The organism is Streptomyces sp. NPDC107528, from assembly GCF_055639295.1.
Map to the genome: position 1 here is coordinate 530,309 of NZ_JBVKAV010000005.1, position 24,594 is coordinate 554,902.

Genomic DNA, 24,594 nt, shown 5'->3' on the forward strand with positions numbered 1-24,594 from the left:
CAGCGCCGCCGTTCAGTGCTTCATCTTCCGCCGTGCACCTCGTGCACTGCATGCGCCCCACAAGCACAGGCCCACAACCGTCACGCCCTCACTGTCACCAGCGCTCACCATCCCCCCACTCATTGCAAGCGCCCCCGATCACCAGCGATGTCGCGCACCACCAGCACACCCTCACACCACGACGCGCACCCCAGGTGGCCGAGACGCCGCCTACCGGGTCCACGCACGCCCGAGGCTCGGGGCCCCTCAAGTACCGAATGCCTGAAGGAAGTTACTCATGGCCTTATCGACGTCCAGCGTCATCACCCTGCACATCAACGGCGAGAAGCACACGCTGCCCGTCGACCACCGCACCACCCTGCTCGACGCCCTGCGCGAGCGACTCGATCTCACCGGCACCAAGAAGGGCTGCGACCAGGGGCAGTGCGGTGCCTGCACCGTTCTGATCGACGGCCGCAGGACGGTCGCCTGCCTGCAACTCGCGGTCGCGGCCGAAGGACGTGAGATCACCACCATCGAAGGCGTCGCGAACGGCGACCACCTGCATCCGGTGCAGCAGGCGTTCCTCGAACTCGACGGATATCAGTGCGGCTACTGCACCCCCGGACAGATCTGTTCGGCGATCGGCATGCTCGCGGAGCACGCGGCCGGTTGGCCGAGCGCCGCCTCCGACGACGTACGTCCGGCGGCCGGGCCGCCGCCGCTGACCCCGGACGAGATCCGTGAGCGGATGAGCGGCAACCTGTGTCGCTGCAGCGCCTACACGTCGATCGTCGAGGCCGTCGCACGAGCTGCCGAGGCCGACGCCTCGTCAGTTGCGGACGTGCCGGGGCAGTCCAAGGAGGCCGCCGCATGAGGGAGTTCGACTACCGCAGGGCCCCCGACGTGTCGGGTGCCGTCGCCCTCCTCGACGACGATCCGGACGCGCGCTACCTCGCCGGCGGCACCAACCTGGTCGACCTGATGAAGAGCGGCGTGGAACGCCCCGCTCGCCTAGTCGACGTACGGGAACTGCCCCTGGACCGCATCGAGCCGGCCGCGGACGGCGGACTTCGCGTCGGTGCGACCGCCACCAACAGCGACCTCGCCGCCCACCCCGAAGTCCGCAGCCACTACCCGATGCTGGCCCAAGCGGTGCTCGCCGGTGCCTCCGGCCAGCTACGCAACATGGCCACGGTCGGCGGCAACCTCCTCCAGCGCACCCGCTGCGCCTACTTCACCGACACGACCAAGCCGTGCAACAAGCGCGAACCCGGCAGCGGCTGCCCGGCCATCAGCGGCGAGCACCACAACCACGCCATCCTCGGCGCGTCCGAGACATGTGTCGCCGTACACCCCTCGGACATGGCCGTTGCCCTGACCGCCCTCGACGCCGTCCTGCATTACGAAACCGCGGACGGGCAGGGCGAGTTGCCGATCGGTCAGCTGTATCTTCCCGTTGCCGGGACCCCGCACCGCGAGACGGCCCTGCCGGCCGGTGCGCTGATCACCGGAGTCTCCCTGCCCCGGGTTCCGGTCGCGGCCCGCTCCCGGTACCGGAAGGCGCGCGAGCGAGCCTCCTACGCCTTCGCCATCGGCTCCGTCGCGGCCGCGCTCGACATCCGCGACGGGGTCGTGCGCGACGCACGCCTGGCGTTCGGCGCTGTCGCCTCCCGGCCCTGGCGCGCCGGCACCGCAGAGCGGCTCCTCATCGGGGCGCCCGCCACGGCCGAGACGTACGCGGCCGCCGCCGAAGCCGAACTTGCCGCGGCCCGGCCGCTGCCGCACAACGGATACAAGGTGACCCTGATGCGCAACCTGACCGTGGCCGTGCTGAGCGAACTCGCCGAGGAGGCCGCGCGATGACCACCACCGCGCAATCAGCCGCCGTACGCGCGGTCGGCACCGGTCACGTCCGGGTGGAGGGCCGGGACAAGGTCACCGGCGCGGCACGCTACGCGGGCGACATACCGTTCACCGAACTCGCCTACGGATGGCTGGTGTTGTCCACCGTGGCGCGGGGCCGCATCCGCGCCATCGCCGGCGCTCCCGTCCTTGAGATGCCCGGCGTCGTCGCAGTCCTGGACCACCGCAGCGCCCCGCGCCTGGAGACCGACTACGTCGGCCTGCTGGGCATCAGGCCCGACCCCACCTGCGCCGTCTTCCAGAACGACACCGTGCCCCACCTGGGCTGGCCGGTGGCCCTGGTCGTCGCGGAGACTCCCGAGCAGGCGCGGGAGGCGGCCGAGGCCCTGGTCGTCGAGTACGAGCCGCTGCCGCACGACATCGAGTTCACCGGCGATCACCCGGACTCCTATCCCGTGGACGGCCACATGCCGGGAGTGACGGACAAGGGCGACCTGGAGGCCGAACTGGCCACGTCAGCAGCCGTCGTGGACGAGGAGTACACCACTCCCGAGGAACACCACCACCCCATGGAGCCCCACGCGGCGACCGCCCGCTGGGACGACGGCCGGCTGGAGGTGGTCGACTCCAACCAGGGCGCCACCTGGGTCGTCGGCGAGCTGGCGAACCTGTTCTCGCTGGATCCCGCCTCGGTGCGGGTGCGTTCGGAGCACGTCGGCGGTGGCTTCGGCAGCAAGGGTGTACGCGCCCACCAGGTGGCGGCCGTGATGGCCGCGACGATCCTCCAGCGTCCGGTGCGCGTCGCTCTGACCCGGCCTCAGATGTTCGCGCTGGCCGGGCACCGCAGCCCCACCGTCCAGCGGGTCAGGCTCGGCGCCGACGCCGACGGGCGGCTGCGTGCCCTGGACCACCGCTCGGTGAGCCGCACCGCCACCGTGTACGAGTTCGTCGAGCCGAGCGCCGGCGTGGCGCGGGTGATGTACGACGCCGACGCCCACCACACCGAGAACCGCGTCGTACGCCTCGACGTTCCCAGCCCCACCTTCATGCGCGCGCCCGGTGAGGCTCCGGGAGCCTTCGCGCTGGAGTCCGCGCTGGACGAACTCGCCGAGAAGTGCGGGATCGACCCGATCGAACTGCGACTGCGCAACGAACCGGACAAGGGCCCCGTCTCCGGCCTGCCCTTCGCCAAGCGCAACCTGCGCGCCTGCTTCGAGGAGGGCGCTCGCCGTTTCGGCTGGACCGAGCGCGACCCCCGGCCGGGTGTGCGGCGCGAAGGCCGATGGCTGCTGGGCACCGGCACCGCCGCCGCGTCCTTCCCCGCGGGCGCCGCCCCCTCCACCGCCGCCATCACCGCCGAGGCCGACGGCCGCTTCACCGTCCGGATATCGGCGGCCGACATCGGCACGGGCGCGCGGACCGCGCTCACTCTCGTCGCGGCCGACGCCCTCGACGTCGTACCGGAGCGGGTGACCGTGCGGATCGGGGACAGCGAGTTCGGCTTCGCGATGATCGCGGGCGGTTCGATGGGCACCCGCTCCTGGTCCATGGCCATCGTCGCGGCCGCCGGCGAGCTGCGGGAACGACTCGTCCCCGGCATGGTCATCCCCGCTGAAGGAATCACCGTGCGCTCGGACACCACCGCGCAGATCGCCGCGCTCGCGAACATGGAACGGCACTCCTACGGCGCCCAGTTCGCCGAGGTGGCCGTGGACCCGACCACGGGTGAGGTGCGCGTACGACGCATGCTCGGCATCTTCGCCGCCGGCCGCATCGTGAACCCGCTGACCGCACGCGGCCAGTTCACCGGCGGCATGATCTGGGGCATCTCCATGGCCCTGCACGAGGAAGCCGTGCGCGATACGGCCTTCGGCGGGCCCGTCGGCGCCGACCTGGCCGGTTATCACGTGGCCACCCACGCCGACGTCCCGCGCATCGAGGCGGACTGGGTGGACGACACCGACCCCGACGACCCGGTCGGCATCAAGGGCATCGGCGAGGTGGGCATCGTCGGCGCCGCGGCCGCCATCGCCAACGCGGTCTGGCACGCCACCGGCGTACGGCACCGCAGGCTGCCCATCCGCCCGGACCGCGTCCTGACGGCAGGCCACGATGCTTGACCTCCTGCCGGAGCTGAAGGACTGGCTGGCCGAGGGGCGTGATGTCGCCGTCGCCACCGTCGTGTCCGTCGGCGGCAGCGCCCCACGGGGCCCCGGCGCCACACTCGCCGTCGACCGGGCCGGCACCGTCATCGGCTCGGTGTCGGGCGGTTGCGTCGAGGGCGCCGTCTACGATTTGTGTGCGCAGGCGTTGGAGACCGGGCAGAGCGTGCTGGAGCGCTTCGGCTACAGCGACGAAGATGCGTTCGCCGTAGGCCTGACCTGCGGCGGTGTCCTCGACGTGATGGTCATGCCCGTGCTCGCGGACACGCCCGTCAGGGCGCTGCTGTGCTCCGCTCTGGAAATGGTGGCCAAGGGCGAGCCGGTGGCCATGGCCCGAGTCGTCGAGGGCCCGACCGCGCACTTCGGTGCCGCCCTGCTCGTCCACGGCGACGGCTCCACGGAAGGCGGCCTCGGGATCCACGAGGACCTCGACCTCACGGCCGCAGCACAGGCCCTGGCCGCGCTCGACGCCGGACGCACGGGCACGGTGGAGCTGTCGCCGGACGGCTCGCACTGTCCCGACGGCCTCACCCTGCTCGTGGAGTCCAGCACGCCTCCGCCGCGGATGATCGTCTTCGGTGCGGTCGACTTCGCCGCGGCGCTGGTGTGGGTCGGTAAGTTCCTGGGCTATCACGTCACCGTGTGCGACGCCCGGCCGGTGTTCACCACGCCGGCACGCTTCCCCGAGGCGGACGAGGTCGTCGTGGACTGGCCGCACCGCTATCTGCGCGGCACCCGGACCGACGGCCGGACCGTGCTGTGCGTCCTCACGCACGACGCCAAGTTCGACGTCCCCCTGCTGGATGTCGCGCTGCGGCTGCCGGTCGCGTTCGTGGGCGCGATGGGCTCGCACCGTACCCACACCGACCGGGACCGCAGGTTGCGTGGAGTGGGCCTGAGTGGAGAGGAGTTGGCGCGGCTGAGGTCACCCATCGGGCTCGACCTCGGAGGCCGTACGCCCGAGGAGACCGCCTTGTCGATCGCCGCGGAGATCGTCGCGACCCGCAGAGGCGGGACGGGCCTCCCGCTGACGGGTTCGGGGACACCGATCCACCACGGGGCAACGGTTCCGGCTCTCGCCCACCGCTCACCCGGCGGGCGGGAGCCGCCCACCGGGGCCGCTGACCTCGCTTCCCGGGCGGCATCACCACCTCCGCCCCCTACAACCCGGCGGGGGAGACCAAGCCCGTCACCGACCCGGCCGGAACGGCCCGCTTCGACTACCGGGGAGCATTCGACCGTGGTCGCCGTGACCTGTCGGCCCAGTTCGTCGTAGGTCGCACTGGGCGGTGCTGCCGGTGCCGTGGTCGGTGGTGGCGGTGACGGTGCCGTCCCAAGCCGAAGGCAGCTGGATGATCGAGCCGGGCACAAGGCTCGCTGCCGCGTTGGCCTTCGCCTTCGCCTTCGCCTTCGCCGGGTCCGGGTCCGACATGGTCGCCGGCCTCACCCCTGACCCCACACAGTCAGAGGTCAACTGCTACACCTACGTGGGCGGCGGCCCTCTCGCCGCAAGAGATCCCAACGGGGTCCGGAGTCGCCGACGGTGCCCCACACAGGTAGATGAACCGGCCGTCTGGACGGGCCTGAATGTGGGCTCCCCTCACATCGCGGCCACTCGGTATTGCTGGCATGGCGCAACCCAAGGTTCCAGGTGGCGAAGACGGCGTCGCCGAGCTGCCGGGCGATAAGTCTGGCCAACTCTCCGCAACTCAGGCGCACTTCACCTCTGATCGACCCGAATGGCTTGTCGGTGACCCTTCATGCCGCTAACTTAAGTCGTCAAGTAAACCAACTTAATGGGCGACTTACACTCCTCCTCTCCTCCCCTTCTCTGCGGGGCCGGGAGTCCCAGGGTCCGAGGTCGCACCTGTCGCGGCGGCGCGTGCGCTCCCCATGACGCCGCGGCAGGGCTCACCCCCCACCGCACCCATCGAGGTACCAGGAGGGCGCTGATGCGCCGAAGAGGTCCCACCTTCCTGACCGCGGCCATGCTCTGCGCAGCGGGATTCGCCGCGGCGCCCGCTCCCGCCGGAGCGGCGGACGCAGGCCCATCAAAGCCGGACGAATGGCGAGAGGCATTCTCTCCGGACGGCACCATCACCCGCGTGAAGATACCGAGGCAGGCCGAGGCCGCACCCTCACGCGCCGACGAACGAGCAGCCGCAGCTGCCGACGTGATTCCCATCCAGAACTCCGGGCCTTCCGACGCCCGCTTCGACATGGTGTTCGTGGGCGACGGCTACACCGCCTCCGAGATGGGCCTTCTTCGCCAGCACGCACAGTCGAAGTGGGACGAGCTCTCCACCACGGCCCCCTGGGACAAGTATCGCCAGAGCATCAACGTATGGCTGGTAAACGTCGTCTCCAACCAGTCCGGCGTGGACAACGACCCCACCGAGGGCGTCAACCGTGACACCGCCCTGGACATGGGCTTCTTCTGCGGCGGCCTCGAACGGCTGCTGTGCCTGAGCGAGCCGAAGGCCCAGGCGTACGCGGCGCAGGCCCCCGGCGTCGATGCGATCGTCGCCGTCGGCCACACCACCAAGTACGGCGGTGCCGGCTACCCCAGCCTCGCCACCGTCGCGGGCGGCAACGAGCACTCCGGACGCATCGCCATCCATGAACTCGGCCACTCCGTGGGCGGGTTGGCCGACGAATACTTCACTCCGGACACCACCTACCCCGGCGGCGAACCCGGCGAGCCCAACGTCACCACCGATCCGTCCGGCTCCAAGTGGGCGTCCTACCTCGGACAGAGCACCCCGGACGGCGGCACCATCGGTGCCCACGAGGGCGGCAGTCAGTACGAGCGCGGCATCTACCGGCCGTCGCAGGACTCCCTGATGCGCAGCCTCGACAAGCCGTTCAACCTCGTCGGCCTCGCCGCGATGGACCAGGCCATCGGCTCCAAGATCAGAGGAGTGGCACCCGGCACGTCCGAACAGGCCCCACGTTAGACAGCAACGCTGCCGGCCCGTCCGCGCCCTCACCTCAGTAAGGGCTGGACGGGCCAGGGAACGAGGACCGCGCCGGCGCCGGTGCCTACTGGCAACCACACCAGCGCCCGGAACAGCGCGCTGGCCGCTGGCGAGCAGCTCCCACGGACGTCATCACCGGCCGGGGCGGCGAGGACGTCGACGTGGGCCGGCAGGCGCTCCTGCGGCGCTGCCACCTGGAACACACATTCCGGCTGATGAAGCAGACCCCTGGGATGGACCCGCCCGAACATCCGCACCCCCGACGCCGGAGACCGCTGGACGTGGCTCGTGATCGCCGCCCTACCCAGTTCCGGCTCACCCGTGAAGCCATTGCGGATCTCCGCCGCCCCTGGGAGGCCGGCCGAGCCCGCACGGCTTACCCCGGCCCGTGACCGCCGGGGGTTTCGGGACCTCCGCCCGCACCTGACTGTCCGGCCCGTACACCGAAACCCTCAACACCCGGACGAGGAAGGCCACTGTTGCCCCCGGCACCCACACGCGCGCCCGCATCGGAGTCAACACCGCCTTCAGCTTGGTCAGTTCCACCGGAACGGACGCCGCCGGCTTCGCCTTCGCCCTCTTCCCGCTCCCGCTGTGCTTCGCCCCGCGGATCTCCCAGTAGCTGGAGCAGCCGCGCCGGCACTGACGACGAGCCGCCGGTCGGCCCCGCTCCGAACCCTTCGTGACACCTTCCGCGAAACGTCACAGCGATTCGGGTGCACCCTCCCGAACGGGATCCTTGGATGCCGGGTGCCCCGGACCGCTGGCCGAGGCAGCGCCGCGCAGTGCTGCCTCGACCCGGCGGTTGCTGGTCATGGTCGCTGTGACGGCGGTCATGGCGAGGAGGAGGCCGGCGGCCGTGTAGAGCGGGGTGCGTACGTCGTACACGGTGGCCAGCCAGCCGCCGAGGAAGGCGCCGAACGGGGCGGCGCACATGGCGAGCATGCGAGAGGTGGAGGCGACCCGGCCCATCAGGTGGGAGGGGACGATCGCCTGCCGCAGCGAGGGTCCGAGCACCATCGTGGCGCCCATGCCGGCCCCGCAGACGGCGAGCGCGAGGCCGGCGACGTACGGGTTCGGGGCGGCGGCAAGGCCCAGGATGGCGAGTCCCTCTACTGCGGCCGTGCAGGTAAGCGCGGCGCCGGTGCCGAGTCGTCGGCCCAGGAAGGAGGCGATGGCCGCACCGAGCAGCCCGCCGGTGGCCTCCGCTGTGAGGAGCAGGCCGAACCCGAAGGTGTCGATGCCGAGACGGTCGTGCGCGAAGAGGGCGAGTACGGTCTCCACGGCGAGGAAGGCGGTGTTCCCGACCGCCGGACGCAGCGCGAGCCCGAGCAGCAATCGGTCCCGGAAGACGTAGGCGGCCCCGGCCCGCGCCTGCCGCAGCAGCGACTCACGGGCCTGCGGTACGGGCCGGGGTGCGGTGGGCAGCGACCGTACGAGCAGGGCGGAGAGCGCGAACGACACCGCGTCGGCGAGCAGCGGAACCGCCCGCCCGAGCGCGAGCAGGGCACTGCCCGCGGGAGGCCCGGCGAAGCCGGAAGCGGCGGTCTGGGTGCCGCGCAGACGGGAGTTGGCGCGCTCCAGGAGTGCGGGGTCGCGGCCGAGCAGATCCGGCAGATAGGCCGTGGCGGCGGTGTCGAAGAAGAGTCCGCCGAGGCCGAGCAGGAAGGCGACGGCCGCGAGCAGCGGAATGCTCAGCACGTCGAGCGCGGCCGCTGCCGCCGGTATCGCGAGCAGTACGGCACGCGCCGCGTCCGTGACCCACATCGTGCGCCGGCGGTCCCAGCGGTCCACCAGCGCACCGCCGAGCACCCCGAAGAGCAGCCACGGCAGCGTTCCGGCTGCCGTGACCACGGCGAGCGCCATCGGATCCCGCGTCAGTGTCAACGCGAGCAGCGGCAGCGCGGCATGCGACACCCCGTCACCGAGCGAGGACACCGTCTGTGCAGTCCACAGCCGCCCGAACCCGGTCGGCAACTTTCGCGGGTCTGAGGTCACTTGTCGTCTCCTTCAGCCTGCTCGCGCGATGCCGGATGGAACAGTGCGAAGACCAGTGACGCGTCCGGCAGTGACGGATCGGACAGCTCCCGGTACTCGTCCGCCAGTGCCTGCAGCCGCGCCCCCAGCTCCGCGAACTGCTCCTCGGTGAGCCGCAGATGCGCCATCCGCACGTGTCGTGCGCCATCCACCGGCGCTGCCTCCAGGTCCGCCACCGCATGCCGCATCAGCACATCCGGCCCTCCCTCGCCCGGATCCGGCAGCACGATCGACCGCGCGGCCATGGCGTAGTACCGCTCGGTGACCCCCCGCACCTTCCGCGTTCGTACCACCGTCACCAGGCCGGCCCGTTCCAGCAGCCGTACGTGGTAGCTGGAACTCCCCTTGGCAAGGCCCACTCGCTCGGCGATCTGCGTAATCGTCGCCGGCTCGAAGCGGAGCACGGCCATGATCCGGTGACGCGTGAGGTTGGAGACGGCGCGCAGCTGCTCGTCAGTGGTGATGTGGAACGTCTCGGGACCATCAGCGGTAGGCATCACCCCAATGGTCAACACTTCTTGACCATTTGGCAAGGGAGTTCAGTTCGGTCATCCGGAGATCGCTGTCCGGGGCGAGAGGCCTTGACTCGTGCGCAAGGGGCCGCGGTACGCTCCCTGCCCCGCTGGTCTGGGAGTGCCGACGCGGCAACCGGCTCGTGGGCAACGCGCCGGAGACCTCGATCGGCTACGAACTTGACTTCACTCGCCGCTGGAAGAGCGCGCTTGCCGACTTGATGCCGACTCAGACCACGGCGGGAGCCCAGCCCCGACTCCACCAGTCGCTGCACCCAAGCGGTCTCCCTGACCGCTCGCCCGCGCGGCCACGGCGCCGTGCTCCCGCAGCGACTGTGGCGCACAGACCATGATGGCCGGGCGCAACCGCAACCTCCAACGAGGGCCCTACGGCAGCCAGTCAGAAGGCGCTCCGGCCGGGATGCAGGAGACGTGTGGGCTGTTCTCACAGAGATCAACGAACGGCACTTCGAGTCCACTCCGGCCAGCCGTGGCCAGGACATCGCCCACGACTTCGAGTCAGGCCCGCGGAAGACACGCGACGGCGCGGTCATCCCCGTGCGGATCACCGCCCACAACGCCTGTCCCGCCTGCGCCACCAGGGCAGATGAGAAGGCAGGGGGAGGGGCGTGTCATCCGGGAGCATCACTCCAGGCACGGAAGCCCGGTGGTGCCGAAGTCGCGCTATCTGGGCGATCACCTGCCGCACCATCCTGCCGGTGATGACCCGCGCCGTCCCTGGAGGAGCGTCAGGCGGCAACTCGCTGATGCCCAACCGCCCCCTCGCCGGCCCGCCCTGTGCCTCTCCTCTCCTCAGGGATCAGTCGACGAAGTCGGCTACCAGAGCTGCGAATTCGTCCGGTGTGGCCAGGCGGATGCCGAGGGTTTCGGCCTTGGCGCGTTTGGATCCGGCGCCTTCTCCCGCGACGACCAGGGTGGTCTTCTTGGAGACGCTGGAGGAGGAGCGGCCGCCGGCGCGTTCGATGAGCTCGTTCATCTGGTTGCGGCTGAGCTTCTCCAGGATTCCGGTCATCGAGCCGGTGACCACGACCGTCATTCCGGCCAGTGGCCCGTTCGCCGCACCCTCGATCTCGCCGTCGGCGACCGTGTCCCCGGTCGTGGCGGCGGCCGACGGGGGAGTGGCTCCGGGTTCGGTCATGTTCACCCCGGCGGCGACGAGTTTGTCGATGAGCGGGGCCAGTTCGGCGAGTTCGGCGACGATCGAGGGAGCCTTCTCGGTGCCGATGCCCTCGACATGCTGCATCGTTTCGGCGTCGGCGGCGCGGATGTTGTCCATGGTGGCGAAATGGCGGGCGATGCGGCGGGACATGGAGCGGCCGGTGCCGCGGACCCCGAGCGCGCACAGCACCCGTGACAGCGGCTGCGCCTTGGCCACCGCGATGGCGGCGAGGAGGTTGTCGGTGCTGGTCTCACCCATCCGCTCCAGGCCCAGGAGCTGCTCGCGGGTGAGGGCGAACAGGTCAGCGAGGTCGGCGACAAGGCCGGCGCCGACGAGTTGGACGATGCGGGTCGTGCCGAGGCCTTCGATGTCGAGCTGGTCGCGGCCGGACGCGTAGGACAGGGCGGCGACCATGTGGCAGTTGCGGCCGTTCCCGCAGCGCCAGCGCTGCTCGCTGGTGTCGATGTCGGCCCCGCAGCGCGGGCATGCCGCGGGAAAAACGATGGGCTGTTCGTCGCCGGTGCGCAGGTGCGCCACGGGGGCTTCGATGCGGGGGATGACGTCGCCTGCCCGGTGGACCATGACGTGGTCGCCCAGGCGCAGGTCGCGGCGGGTGATGTCGGCAGGGTTGTGCAGGGTGGCGTAGGTGATGGTGGCGCCGTCGATCACGACCGGTTCCAGGACGGCGCGCGGGGCGATGATGCCGGTGCGGCCGACGTTCCACTCCACCTCGAGCAGCCGGGTGATCTTCTCGACGGCGGGGAGTTTGTAGGCGATCGCCCAGCGCGGGGCCCGCGTCCCTGAACCGGCCGTCCGCTGGTCGGCGGCCAGGTCGGCCTTGATGACGATACCGTCGATCCCGAACGGCAAGTCGGCCCGCAGGGCCGCGATCTCCTGTACGCGGGCCAGCACTTGCTCGACGCTGGTGGCGGTGGTGCCGGGCACCGCGGTGGTGGCGGTGGTGTTCACTCCGTACGTGGCGGCCTGCACCATCAGGTCGCTGTGCGCGAGCTCGCCCAGCAGTACGGCGAGCGCCTGCTCGGTGTCGGCCAGGGGCAGCAGGCCGTAGCCGAAGAACGTCATCGGCACTGTGTAGGCGCGCTCCTTGGCGCGCAGGGTGCCCGCCGCGGCGCCGCGCGGGTTGGCGAACGGCTGCCCGCCGTGCCCGGTACGCACCTCGTTGCCATGCTCGAACTGGGCGGTGGTCATCAGGACTTCGCCGCGGACCTCCACGGTGACCGGCTCGGTGAGTTCGTCCGGCAGGCCCTCGATGGTGCCGATCGCGTGCGAGACGTCCTCCCCGGCCGTCCCGTTCCCGCGGGTGATCAGCTGTCTCAGGCGGCCGCCGATGTAGCGGGCGGCGACCGCGAGTCCGTCCAGCTTCGGCTCGACACTGAAGCGCTCCACGTCGTGGCCGACCCTCCGGGCCAGCGAGGCGGTCCAGGCGGTGAACTCCTCCGGCGAGAACACGTTGTCCAGGCTCAGCATCGCCACCGTGTGCGGCACATCGCCCTCCACCGCGCCACCGGCGACCTTCCCCGTGGGCGAGTCGGGCAGCACCTGGTCGGGATGGTCGGCCTCCCACGCGGCGATGCCGCGCACCAGACGGTCGTAGGAGTCGTCGTCCAGCACGGACGTGCCGCCCGCGTAGTAGGCGGCCGACGCCTTCACCGCGTCCTCGACCGCCTGTGCGTAGGCGGCAACATCCACGATCACTGCAGCTGGTGTGTTCATACCCGCCATCCTGCCTGCCACCACTGACAACGCCCCGGGGCTGGATCAGCTGCCGGTGGCCGCGCGTCACCGTGATCATCATTCGCCGCCGGTTTCTCCGACGGGGAGGGCCGAGGGGTCGGATCAGTCCGCCATCTGGGTGCCGAACCGCGGGGTGCCGGACGTGGAGACCTTGGCGGCGGTCAGGCCGATGCCTCGGCCGGATGTGTTGATCTTCGAACCGTCGGAGGCGAAGGCCACAATGTAGCCGTCGCTGTTGTTCTCCCCAGGCAGGCCGACCGTCAGGTCCGCCCTGCCGTCGCCGGTGGCGTCGGTGAGCAGCAGTTCGCCGCCGAAGCCGTCGTTCTTCTCGTTGCCGCCGGGCACGCCGGGCGTGTCCTGGGCCAGGGACTGGGCTGCGGCGCCCTGGAAGCCGGACGTCGAGCCGTAGAGGACGGAGACCATGCCGGCGTCGGCGATGCCGTTCAGGTCCTCGCCCGGCGAGCCGATGGCGAGGTCGTCGTAGCCGTCGCCGTTGATGTCGCCGAGGGAGAGCTCCCAGCCGAAGGCGTCACCCGTCTCGCCGGTGCCGGGGACACCGGCGCTGTTCTGCTCCAAGGTCCCCGTGCCGCCGGTCGGACCGGTCGAGGTGCCCCAGACGAGCTGGATGGCACCGCCCTTGGCGGTCCCCGGGCTGTCCGAGGAGGCGTCCCAGTGGTTGCCGATGACGATGTCGCCGTAGCCGTCGTTGTCGACGTCGCCGATGTCGGAGATGAGCCCGGCCGGCAGCTTCCGGGCACCGGAGGTGGTCACACCGCCGGTGGAGCCGGGCAGGTAGTAGTTGGCGTTGAAGTAGTAGTCGCCGCTCGTCTCGCCCTCGTAGCCGTCGACGAGCAGGTCGGTGCGGCCGTCGTTGTTCACGTCGCCCGGCGTGAGGTTGAAGATGTCGTTGCCGGGCACCTTCAGGACGGGCGTGGTGACCTTGTAGTGGCCGCCGGTGGAACCGGACTTGGTGAAGCCGCCGCGGTAGATGTCGATCGTGTTCTGGTCCGAGCCGATGGCGAGGTCTTCACGGCCGTCACCGTTGTAGTCGCCGGCGGCGAGCGGGGCGCCGAAGGAGTCGTGGCTGGTGCCGGCGGGGTCGGAGACCGTGGTGCCGCCCGACAGACCGGTGGAGCCGCCCCACAGGATGACCGCGGTGCCGCCGTTGGTGTCAGAGCCGACGTCCTCGCCGGGCACGCCCACGGCCAGGTCGGCGTAGCCGTCGCCGTTGAAGTCACCGGCCGTGGTGTGCGAACCGAAGCCGTCGCTCGCCTCGGCGCCCCCGGTACGCCCGCGCTGTTCTGGGAGAGCGTCTGGACCTTGGCGGCGCCTGCGCCGGCCGGGGAGCCGTACAGGACCGTCACGGAACCGGCCGCCGAGTGGCCGCCCACCGAGGCGCGCGGGGCGGAGACCGCTATGTCCTGGTGCCCGTCGCCGTTGAAGTCGCCCTCCAGGCCGGAGACGGCAGCCGCGGGGCCTGCGACAGCGACGAGCAGACCGCCGGTGAGTGCGCCAACGGCTGCGGTTGCCACGGCCGTACGGAGGTTCTTGCGCATGTGGTTCTCCTGCTGAATACGGATGACTTGCCCGTTGGCCGGGTGTTCTCCTGGGCTTAACGGGGTGATTGCGGTGCAGGAGACCTCCGGTGTGCGCGGATGGTTGTATGTCGAACGAGAGGTGGGAAGACGAGAGATGGGAACGACGGCGTCGAACTCGCCAACCGCGAGGCTGTAGATCTCCGTGAAAGCGACGAGCCCGGCACGGTGATCATCACCACCGCCACCGGGCCCGCCGCCCTCATACGTCACCTCAGTCGCTGAACGACCCGCCCATCAGCGGCAGCTCGGTCAGCCCGGTAGCCGTCGGCCCCCCGCTCGAACCGCGCAGCAGCACGCTGACGTCGGCCGCGCCGATGCCCAGGTCCGCTTTGCCGTCGCCGGTCACGTCGCGCAGGCGCAGGGCGTAGCCGAAGGACTCATGCGAGTCGGCGGCACCCTGAACCGACTGCGGGATCCACGAGGACCGCGCACCGGTCAGGCCGCCGGAACCGCCCCGGAACACGTGGACGCCGCCCTGGTCCTCCAGGCCGTTCACGTCCTCGTGCGGCACGCCGACCACCAGGTCCGCGTAGCCGTCGCCGTTGGTGTCGCCGGCCGAGACGGAGTAGCCGAAGTTGTCGTCCGCCTCGGGGCTGCCGGAGACGCCGGAGCTGGCCTGGTTGTACGTCATCGAGCCGCTCGGGCCGGAGGACGTGCCGCGCCAGACGCTGACGATGCCTTTGCCGTCGTTGTTGTCGGGCAGGCCGACGGCGATGTCGCCGTAGCCGTCCTTGTTGAAGTCGCCGATCGCCGCCGTCCACGGAGCGCTGATGTACGTCTTGGAGGCGCCCGAAGTCAGGCCGCCCGAGGCGCCCTTGAGGAACCAGATCCGCGGGACCGGCTTGTTGTCGATGAACTGCTCGCCGAGTACCACCAGGTCGGTCTTGCCGTCGCCGTTGACCTTGCCGGCGGCGAAGCCGTACGAGTACCAGCCCTGGCCCTCTTTGTCGATCTTGCTGACGCTGCCGGTGGTACCCGACTTGGTGAACGGGCCGCGGTACAGCCAGGCCTCGTGGCCGCCGATGACCGCGAGGTCGGGCGAGCCATCGCCGTTGAAGTCGCCGGTGGCGAGGTCGCGGCCGAAGTAGCTGCCGGCGCCGGACTTCGGGGTCACGTTGGTCCCGCCCGACAGACCGGACCGGGAGCCCCAGACGATGGTGACCGAGCCGCGGTACTGCGTGCTGCCGACCGTCTCCATCGAGTTGCCGACGATCAGGTCCGCGTAGCCGTCCTTGTTGAGGTCGGCACTGCTGATCGACTCGCCGAACATGTCGTCTTCCTCGCCGGAACCGGGGATGCCCGGGCTGTCCTGGTGGACAACCTGGGTGCGGGAGGTGTCGAGGCCGCCGGCCTTGCCGTAGACGACGTTGACGGCGCCGCCCTCCCAGCCGTCGTCGCCGGAGGTGCCCTGGTAGTAGTGGCTGTACGCCAGGTCCCGGTATCCGTCACCGTTGAAGTCGTCGTAGTGCTTGGCCACCGCTGCGGACGCCGGCGCGCTCAGGGCAAGGGGGGTGAGGCCCCCGGTGAGGAGGGCGGCCGCCATGGCCGCCGGGGTGGTGCGTCTGTGCATGGGGAGGGGAACTCCTTGGGTTTAGCCGGGCATGATCATGCCGAGTCGGGGGTGGTCGTCGCCGGTGGAGATGCCGATGCGGATCGGGCCGTACGTCGTCGCGCGGGACGTCGACATGCCCTGGGCGGAGCCTTCAGGACGGTGACGAGGCCGTCGAAGTCGTTCCCGCCGTTCGCGGCGGCCGGCAGATCGACCGCGCCGTCGCGAAAGCGAGGCGCTGAGGGTGCTGCTTGTGCATGCGGGGTCTCCTGCTGCATGCGGGGATGCCCGGCGGCCATCCGCGGTCGGTGGGTTCCTGTCCGCCCGTGTTTGCCAGGGGTTGTCCCCTGCTTCACCGGGTGGTCAGCGATGAGAAGACGCTTGGAGGGGCGTGAGGGTTGTACGTGAGTTCGGGTACCGGCTCACGCGGACGCCGACCGCGTGGGACGCGCACTGTGGCCAAGGGGTCTTCACCCGGCAGTATGTGGAGGGGCAACGGCTTTTGAAGGGGCGAGACATTGCGCGAGCAGGTCAGGATGTCGGCGGCGAGGGCAGGCAGCGCTCGGGGCCTCCGGGCTCGGCGCATGTACGGCAGGGCTGAGTGGTTCGAGGCGGCCGCATCCGCTTGAACCTGCGGGGCTAGGCGGTCATCCTCTTCGCGCAGCGCCTGAGCCTTGGCCTTGAGCTCATTGCCTAGCGGTGGCTAGCCAGGGTCGCGGCGCAACAGCTGCCCGCGCCGGGTTCCAGGTATCGCGTGGAGGTCGTCGAGAGGACCACGGCCTTGAGGGCCAGGCCCCTAGAGCGCCGCCCGCAAGGGGACGCTCGATCTGGTGACCCGGCGGTCGCGGCGGGCATCCTGACGGTGGCCAATGTGCCGTACGGTCTTCACTCGACGTCAGCAGCGTCTGACCGTCGGCAGTGCACGCGATGGTGGGCACCCGGTCGTCGTGCCAGGTGAGTACCGCGTAGGAGCGCGGGTGGTCGCGTGGGCCGGCGACGTTCCAGAGCTGGGCGTTGCCGTCCTGTTCCGCGGTGGCCAGGCGGCGTCCGTCCGGAGCGAAGGCGATACCCCCTGCACACCACCCACACAGCCGCCCCACACCGACAGCGGACGAGGGTGAGACGGGCAGACTTCGGCCCTGGACGGTGCCGCCCGCGACCTGCTGGAGGCCACCTACCTGCGCACGTTGAGGGACGCGGGGAGTGAGCTGTGCTCCGGCCGGGGATCACGGCTGTCACGGATCTGTCCGCCGCGAACACCGGGCCCCTCTGAACGGAAGGCCGAGAAGGTGCCTGAGAGCGGGCCCTTTTCCGGTCGGCCTCAGGGTGGAAGGGGCGCTGTGCGGCCTCCCGGGCCCGGTGGCCGGTGTCGTGGAATCAGGCGGGCCCGGGAGGGTGAATGTGTGTCACACGGTGGTGCAGGCACTGCCGTTCAGGCTGAAGCCGGAGGGCTTGGCGAAGGTGCCGCTGTATGTGCCCTGGAACCCGAAGGTCGCCTGGCCGCCGGCCGCCACCTCTCCGTTGTGGGCCACGTTGCTCGCTGTGACAGCTCCTGACGCCCCGGACAGGTTGGCGTTCCAGGCCTGGGTGGTCCGCTGCCCGGAGGGGAGGGTGAACGCCAGGTTCCAGCCGCGGACGGGGGAGGAGCCGGTGTTGGTGACGGTGACGTCGGCGGTGAAGCCGCCCTGCCAGACGTTCGTCGCGTACGCCACCTTGCAGGCCGAGGGGCTGCCGGGGTCACCGGAGGAGCCTGTGCTGACGGTGGAGGAGAACGAGGTCACGGCGAGGCCCGCGCCGTTCTGCCAGGGCTCGAACCCCGCCTGAACGCTCGTCAGGTACCAGTTGTGCTGGGCGAGTCCCCGGGAGACGGCCTGCCGGGCGAAGTCCATGACGTCGAAATTCCAGTTGGTGATCGCCGACGGTGCGACGAACGACAGCACGTCGTTCGAGCCGTTGTTGCCGGACCACACCTGCCACTCGCGCCCAGCCACGCTGGCGGAGCCGACCGGGGAGCCGATGGGCTGGATGGATCCGACCTTGTTGAACCAGATCATGATCTCGGTGCGGTTCACGCCGTCGGTGCGGGGGGTGGGGTCGAGCCAGATGTCGTACGAGGCGTTGTACGCCGCGTCGTTCACATAGCTGTAGGAGACGCTCGTGGGCGCGGAGGAGATGGTGCTGAGCTGGGCCGGAAGCTTGGTGCCGGGCGAACAATTGGTGTAGTGGCAGCCGTCGTAGACGGACGGGTAGGACTTCGGAGCGCCGTTCGTGGGGACGGATCCGTCGGCCTGGGTGATCCGGAATCCCGAGTCGGTGACGGCGATGCACTGAGTGGCGCTGGTGCCCCAGCGGTTGTTCTGGACCACGTAGCGGCCCTGGATGGTGGTTGTGCCGAAGGGTTGGCAGATCGTGGTGTCGGCCTGCGCCACTGACGCCGTGGTCAGCAACGCGGCGAGTGAGACGAGCGAGGTGAGCAGCGCGCCGAGCAGGCCACGCGCGCTGTGGGCATGGTGCGGTGAAGGACGCATGCGGATCCTCTTCAGAGGCGATGTGGGGTAAGGGAGGTGCTCCCGCAACCCTGTGAATGGGAGCGCTCCCAATCGTGGCTCGGCAGGGACTGTAGGGATGGTTCAGGTCCATGACAAGGTCGCCCGCATGAACCCGTCGAACCGATTTCAGAGACGCAGGTCGGACGACGGACTTGTGACACGGGGCCGGGGAGCGGGAAGTGCTCCCGGGCGGGTTGGCGGTGTCAGGTCGACTCGCGTAGCACCAACTCCGTACGGAGGATGACGTGACGCCAGGCCACGGCACCCTCCTCCATCTCCTCCAGGAGCAGTCGGACCATGGCCCGCCCGATCTCCTCGATCGGCTGGCGCACCGTGGTCAGTCGTGGGGTGGTCCGCTGAGCCAGCGGAAAGTCGTCGAAACCGATCACGGCGACATCCTCGGGCACCCTGCGTCCGGCCGCGCGCAGTGCCTCCAGGGCTCCCGCAGCTGTGGTGTCCGATGCGGCGAGGACGCCGTCGATATCCGGATGCCGTTCGAGGAGGTCGGCCATGGCGCGGCGACCGCTCTCGGCCGTGAAGTCGCTCTCCGCGACAAGGGTCTGCTCGGCCTCCAGGCCCGCCAGCGTCAGGGCCTCTTGATAGCCGCGCAGTCGGCACTGGGCGACGTACATGTCGAGCGGGCCCGTGATGGTCGCAACCACTCTGCGGCCCTGTCGCAGGAGTTGGGAGACGGCGCTGCGGGCGCCGCCGATGTTGTCCGCGTCGACGTAGCTGACGTACTCCTCTCCCGAACGGCGCCCCAGCAGCACCGTCGGCATGCGGGCCTCGGCGAGCATGTCCGGCAGCCGATCGCCGGCGCGCACGGACAGGAGCAGGACACCGTCGACCCGGCCGCCGCGCGCGTACTCGAGGAAGCGCTGCCGCTCCGCGTCCGAGCGCACCAAGGTCAGCAGCAACTGCATCCCGGTGTCCGTCAGCGCGTCCCCGAGTGAGCGTACGATCTCGGAGAAGAAGGGCTCCGCGAACGACCGCCAGTCCGGCTCCGTCACGACCAGGGCGACGGCATCGGCCCGCCGCCCCGCCAGGGAACGGGCCGCGAGATTGGGCACGTACTCCAGCTCTTCGATGGCTCGCCGCACGGCCCGGCGCGTCGACTCCTTCACCCCCGCCGCATTGTTGATGACACGGGACACAGTGCCCCGCCCCACCCCGGCACGGGCGGCCACCTCTTCCAGCGTTGGTGTCCCCGGGCGCCGTCTGCCCATGACCACCTCCCCCACGAGATCACCGATCTTACCGGCCGGAGCCAACCGAGCACACGACTTGGCCAAGGGCACGGAACAGGTGATCGCCCTGCACACGAGGGTTGGGAGCGCTCCCGATCCGAGGGGGTTGTGGGTGCCCGTCGCCGACGGCCGTGCTGGAATCGCGCGAGGATCGGGCAGCCCCCAGTGCGAGTGGGGCCGCCCGGCCGGGTGACCCCGTCACCAGGCGACGGGGTCGCGTACGCGGTCGCCGGCGGCGGCTACTTGAGGAGTTCCGCGTACGAGTCCCATGTCCAGTGGGTCACGCCGCCGGGGGAGTCGGACGGCAACAGCGCCCCCGTCCCCAATGACCAGGGCAAGGGCTTCGACCGGAGGTGCGACCCGACCTACGGCGGCAAACCCCGCAACGGCAACGCCTCAGGGATCAACCGGTCGGCGGACACTGCTGACCAGAGATCCGCCCGCAGCGTTGCCCTCCGACAGGGCCGCGCTCAGCGCGCTGCGCCGGTGGATGCCCAACTTGCGGTAGCAGTGCGTCAGGTGGGTCTCCACGGTACGGCGGGCCAGATGGAGCAAATCCGCGATCTCCGCGTTGGTGCGTCCCCCCACAGCCAGTTCGGCGATGCGGCGCTCGCTGTCGGTGAGCGAGGCAGCACCGGTCCGCGTCGCCGGACGACGCGCGCCGCCTGCCCGCAGCGCCTCCTCCGCCAGGTCCCGCAGGCGTATCGCGCCCAGACGTTCGGCGAGCCCGGCCGCCTCCCGCAGGATGTCGCGGGCGCGGGACGACTCGCCCGACGCGGTCAACTGACGGCCCAGGGCCAACAACGCCGCCACGAGCTCCGGTCCTGCCGGGCCGTCACGCAGTAGACGTACCGCCTCCTGAGTCAGCTCCAGACCCCGATGCCCGCCGGTCGCGGTGCCTAGGACCCGCAGTGCCCGGCCCACCGTGCGGGGCGTGTTCCACACCCGGGCCAGGCGCAGCTCCTCCTCGGCCAGGCCGAGCGCCTCGCGTGGGACACCCAGGGCCAGATGGCATTCGGCGGCGGCCGTGCGCCACGGCGTGACGACCGGGCTGAACTCCTCCCGGGCCGACTGGCGGCGCCCGCACTCCAGGAAGTCGTGCAGGGCTCCCGCCAGGTCACCGTTCGCGGCGCGCAGTTCCCCGCGCGCGTACAGGAACCGGTTGAGCTCCGAGGACTCCGGCGCCGTCCGCAAGTCAAAGGCTTCGGCGAGGCGTTCGGCTTCGGCGACGCGGCCCGTCTCCACGAGTGCCGACAGCGCGTGGGCATGGGCGTTGGTCGGGCCCGCGGCAGCCGGCGGCGGGTCGGCCGGCAGGCGCGTGTAGTCGGCCCGTGCCGCGACGATGTCCATACGGGTGTTGAGCAGCGCCTCGTGCATGGGGTGCAGGATGTCGGGCCGTTGCCCGGTCAGACCGCGCTCCACCAGCCGTTCGGCCTCGTCGAGTTCACCGGCCCACTGTGCGACCACGGCGGCCGTCCCCAGTAGGTACGGCTCGGACAGCGGGTCGGCCGGTTCCGCCAGCAGACCGCGCAGGCGCAGCATCGCATCCGCCGCCGAGATCCGACCTGCCGTGACCGCGTATTTCACCAGGAACGCGTGACCGGCCGTGCTGATTGTCTCCGGCGAGTGCTCGGCCACCTCGGCCAGCCGCTTGTACGCCTCCTGCCGCACCAGTTGTTCCTTGTCGGACAGTTGCAAGAACGCCTGCCGCAGGATGCGGACCAGGTCGGGACGGTCGGCGAGCGCGTCGTACAGCGAGCGCAGCACCTCGACCCCCTCGCGAGTCCTGCCACGGGCGGTCAGCGCCGTCCCCAGAGCGACCGCTGCGCGTACCCGTTCCTGCGGCGGCCCGGGCAGCCGCATCGCCTCGGTGAGCCTGAGGATCGCGGCCGAGGAGCCGGGGACCGCGTACTCCAGTGAGCCCAGATCGGTCAGCAGGCGTTGTCTGTCCTCGTCGGAGAGGGGTTCGTCCAGAGCGCGGCGCAGGAAAGCCACCGCGTCCTCGATGTGCCCCTCGCGCAATGCCAGTGAAGCGGCGTCCTGAAGCACCGGCAGTGTCCAGGGCGCGTCCACCACGTCGGTGAGGAGCAGTTGACGGGCGACCAGCTCGCTGGAGACACCGCGGTGCAGCATCGCCTCGGCGGTCGTCCGGTGCGCGGCACGCCGCCGGTCCGCGGGCACGCCGGTGAGCACCGCGTCCCGCAGCAGCGGATGGGCGTAGCGGGCGCGGCCCATGCTGTCGGGGCGCAGCAGTCCGAGGCCGGTCATCGCGGTGATCCAGCCCGTGACCCGGGCCGGGTCGGCGCCGGAGAGTTCCGCGAGGAGGGACGGGATGTGGAGGACGGGGACCCCTGGGCTGAGGGCGGGCCCGTGGTCCCAGCCCTCGTCCAGGATCGCCAGCGTCCGAGCCACCTCCGCGGTACCCGGCCCGGCACAGTCGAGCCACCACTGCACGGCGGCCGGGAACCCTCCCGAGTACAGCGCCGCCGAGGTGTCCGGCACGACCGGGTGAGTGCCGTCGGAGAGGTCGTCAAGCAGGGCCCGCAGCAGCAGGGGGTTGCCCGCGCCGGCACGTACGCAGTTCTCGATCCAGGCGTCGTCGGCGTCAGGGAAGGCTGAACGGACCTCCCTCGCCGCCGAGTTGTCGGACAGTGGGGTCAGGGTGTGTGTGGTGACCAGGGCGGGGGAGAGGCTGTGGGCGAGGCCCGGTGCGGGCGGGCCGACGTCGTACTGGCTGCGCTCGGTGGCCGCCAGGACGATCGGCAGCTGGTCCATGAGCCGTGCGGACTCCACCAGCCAGCGACGGGACGCCGGATCAGCCAGGTGCACATCGTCCACGGTGACCAGCAGCGGCGACTGCTTGGCGTAGGAGCGCAGCACCCGTCGCAGCTCGGCGCCGATCGCCCGTTCATCGCCGTTCCGAGCGGGCTCGGCCAACTCTGACGCAGGGCACAGGAGTTGACGGACTGCGGCAAAGGGGATCTCGGAGTCGCCGGCGGAGCAGCGAGCGCGCAGCACCTGCATGCCGTGGGCGGCGGCTGCCTCGGCTGCGGCCTCCAGGACCGTGGTGCGGCCCGTGCCGGTGGCACCGCGCACCAGAATCAGACGACCGGTGCCCGCGTGAGCGCGCTCCGTCGCGGCGGCCAGCAGCTGTGCTGCTTCCCGTAGTGCACATGCCGGTCGGGACATCCCTGCCTCCTCGTGCGGACGTGTGCGTCCTCACTCACGAGGACGGAGTGCGCCGGACATCGGTGGCGTGACCCCCACCGTGAGAAGAACCACCTTGATCGCGCCCCTGTGCGCAGGAACCGGGATGTCGCTTCCGTCATCAGGTTCCCACTGTCGTGGTTCCCGGACGGACGATCTCGTGGTCCGTGTCGTGGTGCTCCACGATTGCGCTGGTCACGAGGGTCACATGAATGTGAACAGCCTCCGCCCGCCTCTGACCCCACAGAAGTGGCGCGGTCGCGGACAGGAGACAGGGTGCTCAACTCAATCCGGATGACACACGCCGCTACGGCAGACGGCGCCGCCGTGCCGTCGGCTCAGGTTCCCGTGGCGGAGCATGCCCGGGTGGTGAAACGGCGTCAGCCGACGTGCTGGTTACGCCGGCCGTACCACGTGACGGCATGGACGAAGCGCCCCGAGGACGAACATCGTCTGGCCTTCGCGGTGTTGGTCGAGCGGGAACCGGAAGTACGGCCACCCGCTGTGCCACCGAGGGCGAAACCTGGCGCCAAGCCGATGGCGGAGATCGTCATGTTTGTGTCCTTGCTGCCAAATGGCACGGCGGGCCAGGATGATCAGGTGACTCAACGGCGCGTCGTCTTTCTTGTCTATCCGCGGTTTCAGGTGCTGGACCTGGCGGGACCGCATGAGGTGTTCGCGCAGACGCAGCGGTGGGTGCCCGAGGGTGAGGGCTATGCCGTGGAGATCGTCGCAGGCCGGGCAGGAGCGGTGTCGGCCTGTCACGGGATCGACGTCACTGCCGGCAGTAGCGTCCAGCAGTGCGAGGGACCGCTGGACACGGTGGTGGTCGTAGGTGGACCGGGCGATCGGGAGGTGGTGGATGATGACGAGGTTGTCAGCTGGCTCAGGGCCGCGGCCGGGAGGGCCAGGCGGGTCGCTTCGGTGTGCACGGGCGCGTTCCTGCTCGCGCGAGCCGGACTGCTCGACGGACGGCGCGCGGTGACACACTGGGCGGCCTGCGAGCGGCTGGCCCGCGACCACCCGGACGTCACGGTCACCCCGGACCAGATCTTCGTACACGATGGGGCGGTGTGGACCTCCGCCGGAATCACAGCGGGGATGGACCTGGCGCTAGCCATGGTCGAGGAGGACCACGGGCCCGAGGTCTCCCGGGCCGTCGCGCGGATGCTGGTGATGTTCGTCCAACGCTCGGGAGGGCAAGCCCAGTTCAGCACCCAGCTCGCGGCGCGGCGACCCACGCGTGAGCCGCTGCGGGACGTTCAGGCATGGGTCACCGACCACCTCGCCGACGACCTGAGCGTCCGGGTGCTCGCCGAACGGGCCAATATGAGTGAGCGCAACTTCACCCGGGTCTTCCGCGCCGAGACCGGACTCACCCCGGCCGCCTACGTGGAGACCGTCCGTGTCGAGGCTGCCCGGGCTCTGCTGGAGACGACGGACACCACCATCGACGCGATCGCTCGAGCCTGCGGCTTCGGCTGTGCCGAGACCCTGCACCGCCGCTTCAAGCGGACCCTGGGCGTCACACCGGGCCAGTATCGCCACCACTTCTCCAGAGCAGGATGAAGGTGCGGCCGGCCTGGCCGTCGCGGTGAGAAGCCCGAGTGTCGCCGACATGTCTCCTTGGGCGCCTGCGGGCACCGCGGGTTGCGGAGTGACATCAGCCCTCCGCCGCCCGGACGCCGATCTGGGCCGTGGGACCTCACCTCAACGCCCGGACCTGGCACGGACAGCACACGCGGCGCACGTGCCGGTAAGCGACGCGGTACACCACGACATCGGTCTCATCCAGCCGAACGCTCACCGCACCCTCCTTCCCGCCGACCTCTTGAGGGTGCCGGGCGACGCGGCCAACGGCTACGGCTGAGTGACCAGGTCGTAGGTATGAGTTCCGTCCACCTTTGCAAGCCGGACCACATCGCCTGGCTAAACAGCACAGAACAGGTTATGCATGGCAGTCTCGTCAGATTAC

General features: G+C 70.5%; 15 protein-coding genes and 2 pseudogenes. 7 read left to right on the top strand and 10 right to left on the bottom strand.

Features of this window, described 5'->3' with window-relative positions; all coding sequences use genetic code 11:
• The first annotated feature begins 277 nt into the window (after positions 1-277).
• The 6 genes and pseudogenes from ACZ7L5_RS19350 to ACZ7L5_RS19375 all read left to right on the top strand — a co-directional run.
• Positions 278-856, top strand: coding sequence for a (2Fe-2S)-binding protein (locus ACZ7L5_RS19350; RefSeq protein ID WP_471518038.1), 579 nt, complete (start codon positions 278-280; stop codon positions 854-856).
• Positions 853-1,845 (top strand): FAD binding domain-containing protein, encoded by a 993-nt coding sequence (locus tag ACZ7L5_RS19355; protein WP_471518039.1) that lies wholly within the window; start codon positions 853-855, stop codon positions 1,843-1,845. The genes ACZ7L5_RS19350 and ACZ7L5_RS19355 overlap by 4 nt, the downstream gene beginning before the upstream one ends.
• Complete coding sequence (locus ACZ7L5_RS19360; RefSeq protein WP_471518040.1) at positions 1,842-3,965, top strand: xanthine dehydrogenase family protein molybdopterin-binding subunit; 2,124 nt, start codon at positions 1,842-1,844, stop codon at positions 3,963-3,965. Before ACZ7L5_RS19355 ends, ACZ7L5_RS19360 begins: the two co-directional genes overlap by 4 nt.
• Complete coding sequence (locus ACZ7L5_RS19365) at positions 3,958-5,283, top strand: XdhC family protein (protein ID WP_471518041.1); 1,326 nt, start codon at positions 3,958-3,960, stop codon at positions 5,281-5,283. The genes ACZ7L5_RS19360 and ACZ7L5_RS19365 overlap by 8 nt, the downstream gene beginning before the upstream one ends.
• An 829-nt stretch (positions 5,284-6,112) precedes the next feature.
• Entirely contained in the window at positions 6,113-6,964 is an 852-nt protein-coding gene (locus ACZ7L5_RS19370) for a M64 family metallopeptidase (RefSeq protein WP_471518042.1), read from the top strand.
• A gap of 155 nt (positions 6,965-7,119) precedes the next feature.
• Positions 7,120-7,464, top strand: a pseudogene (locus tag ACZ7L5_RS19375) (NF041680 family putative transposase); the annotation flags it as partial.
• A gap of 223 nt (positions 7,465-7,687) precedes the next feature.
• Here ACZ7L5_RS19375 and ACZ7L5_RS19380 read toward each other — a convergent pair.
• The 10 genes and pseudogenes from ACZ7L5_RS19380 to ACZ7L5_RS19425 all read right to left on the bottom strand — a co-directional run bounded on the left by ACZ7L5_RS19380 (position 7,688) and on the right by ACZ7L5_RS19425 (position 22,601).
• On the bottom strand, positions 7,688-8,983 hold the full coding sequence (locus tag ACZ7L5_RS19380; protein WP_471518043.1) for an MFS transporter: 1,296 nt from the start codon (positions 8,981-8,983) through the stop codon (positions 7,688-7,690).
• Positions 8,980-9,519 (bottom strand): ArsR/SmtB family transcription factor, encoded by a 540-nt coding sequence (locus ACZ7L5_RS19385; protein WP_471518044.1) that lies wholly within the window; start codon positions 9,517-9,519, stop codon positions 8,980-8,982. The genes ACZ7L5_RS19380 and ACZ7L5_RS19385 overlap by 4 nt, the downstream gene beginning before the upstream one ends.
• Before the next feature lie 835 nt (positions 9,520-10,354).
• A complete protein-coding gene (gene ligA / locus ACZ7L5_RS19390) occupies positions 10,355-12,448 on the bottom strand; it encodes an NAD-dependent DNA ligase LigA (RefSeq protein WP_471518045.1) in 2,094 nt (697 codons plus the stop codon).
• 123 nt (positions 12,449-12,571) lie between these two features.
• On the bottom strand, positions 12,572-13,678 hold the full coding sequence (locus tag ACZ7L5_RS19395) for an FG-GAP and VCBS repeat-containing protein (RefSeq protein ID WP_471518135.1): 1,107 nt from the start codon (positions 13,676-13,678) through the stop codon (positions 12,572-12,574).
• A 185-nt stretch (positions 13,679-13,863) separates the two neighbouring features.
• Positions 13,864-14,025: pseudogene (locus ACZ7L5_RS19400) on the bottom strand (FG-GAP repeat protein); the annotation flags it as partial.
• Between the two features lie 253 nt (positions 14,026-14,278).
• Entirely contained in the window at positions 14,279-15,637 is a 1,359-nt protein-coding gene (locus ACZ7L5_RS19405; RefSeq protein ID WP_471518046.1) for an FG-GAP and VCBS repeat-containing protein, read from the bottom strand.
• 665 nt (positions 15,638-16,302) lie between these two features.
• Positions 16,303-16,716, bottom strand: coding sequence for a WD40 repeat domain-containing protein (locus ACZ7L5_RS19410; protein WP_471518047.1), 414 nt, complete (start codon positions 16,714-16,716; stop codon positions 16,303-16,305).
• A gap of 306 nt (positions 16,717-17,022) precedes the next feature.
• Positions 17,023-18,144, bottom strand: coding sequence for a glycoside hydrolase family 12 protein (locus ACZ7L5_RS19415; protein ID WP_471518048.1), 1,122 nt, complete (start codon positions 18,142-18,144; stop codon positions 17,023-17,025).
• A 224-nt stretch (positions 18,145-18,368) separates the two neighbouring features.
• On the bottom strand, positions 18,369-19,391 hold the full coding sequence (locus tag ACZ7L5_RS19420) for a LacI family DNA-binding transcriptional regulator (RefSeq protein ID WP_365064300.1): 1,023 nt from the start codon (positions 19,389-19,391) through the stop codon (positions 18,369-18,371).
• A gap of 417 nt (positions 19,392-19,808) precedes the next feature.
• Positions 19,809-22,601, bottom strand: a complete 2,793-nt coding sequence (locus ACZ7L5_RS19425; RefSeq protein WP_471518049.1) for an AAA family ATPase — start codon at positions 22,599-22,601, stop codon at positions 19,809-19,811.
• A 618-nt stretch (positions 22,602-23,219) separates the two neighbouring features.
• On the opposite strand from ACZ7L5_RS19425, the gene ACZ7L5_RS19430 reads away from it, so the two are divergent.
• Positions 23,220-24,188: a GlxA family transcriptional regulator gene (locus tag ACZ7L5_RS19430; RefSeq protein WP_471518136.1), complete on the top strand. Its 969-nt coding sequence runs from the start codon at positions 23,220-23,222 to the stop codon at positions 24,186-24,188.
• The last annotated feature ends 406 nt before the right edge of the window (positions 24,189-24,594 follow it).

Coding starts and splice junctions, on each gene's coding strand:
- ACZ7L5_RS19350 (WP_471518038.1), top strand. CDS start 278: ATGGCCTTATCGACGTCCAGCGTCATCACCCTGCACATCAACGGCGAG.
- ACZ7L5_RS19355 (WP_471518039.1), top strand. CDS start 853: ATGAGGGAGTTCGACTACCGCAGGGCCCCCGACGTGTCGGGTGCCGTC.
- ACZ7L5_RS19360 (WP_471518040.1), top strand. CDS start 1,842: ATGACCACCACCGCGCAATCAGCCGCCGTACGCGCGGTCGGCACCGGT.
- ACZ7L5_RS19365 (WP_471518041.1), top strand. CDS start 3,958: ATGCTTGACCTCCTGCCGGAGCTGAAGGACTGGCTGGCCGAGGGGCGT.
- ACZ7L5_RS19385 (WP_471518044.1), bottom strand. CDS start 9,519: ATGCCTACCGCTGATGGTCCCGAGACGTTCCACATCACCACTGACGAG.
- ligA (WP_471518045.1), bottom strand. CDS start 12,448: ATGAACACACCAGCTGCAGTGATCGTGGATGTTGCCGCCTACGCACAG.
- ACZ7L5_RS19405 (WP_471518046.1), bottom strand. CDS start 15,637: ATGCACAGACGCACCACCCCGGCGGCCATGGCGGCCGCCCTCCTCACC.
- ACZ7L5_RS19415 (WP_471518048.1), bottom strand. CDS start 18,144: ATGCGTCCTTCACCGCACCATGCCCACAGCGCGCGTGGCCTGCTCGGC.
- ACZ7L5_RS19420 (WP_365064300.1), bottom strand. CDS start 19,391: ATGGGCAGACGGCGCCCGGGGACACCAACGCTGGAAGAGGTGGCCGCC.
- ACZ7L5_RS19425 (WP_471518049.1), bottom strand. CDS start 22,601: ATGTCCCGACCGGCATGTGCACTACGGGAAGCAGCACAGCTGCTGGCC.